General features: G+C 42.9%; 1 protein-coding gene. It reads left to right on the top strand.

The genetic code is table 11. From position 1 onward, the window contains the following. Positions 1–378: putative PEP-binding protein (locus A3757_RS01760; protein WP_304439162.1), on the top strand; the 378-nt coding region annotated here is incomplete at its 5' end. Between the last annotated feature and the right edge of the window lie 88 nt (positions 379–466).

Below are 466 nucleotides of genomic sequence, written 5' to 3'. Positions count from 1 at the left end.
GTGGACCGAAATAATCCGCGTGTTGCCTCGCTTTACCATTCTTTTCACCCAGCTGTACTTCAAGCGTTATATAAGATTGCTCAGGATACCGCTGATCTACCCGTGCAGTTGAGCATTTGTGGAGAGTTGGCCGGTGACCCGGCTGGTGCCGTCCTATTGCTGGCGATGGGGTATGATGCTTTGTCTATGAACGCCTCAAATTTGCTTAAGGTTAAATCTGTTATTCGTGATATCGATATGACTTGGGCGAAAGACTTGTTAGATAGTGTTTTAGCACTGGATTCGCCCTACATTATCCAGAGTACGCTTAATTTGGCTTTAAAAGAAGCGGGCTTTAGCCGTTACCTACGACCTAGCAAAATTGGTGAGGAAAACTAGTCTGCTGCTTCCTAGTGTGAATACTCTAGTAATTATATTTACGCTTACTATTTTTAGAATTGATTAAATTGGACGATAGAGGTTATTG

The sequence above is a fragment of the Oleiphilus sp. HI0117 genome, from assembly GCF_001635235.1.
This window is presented reverse-complemented; position numbering and strand designations above follow the sequence as displayed.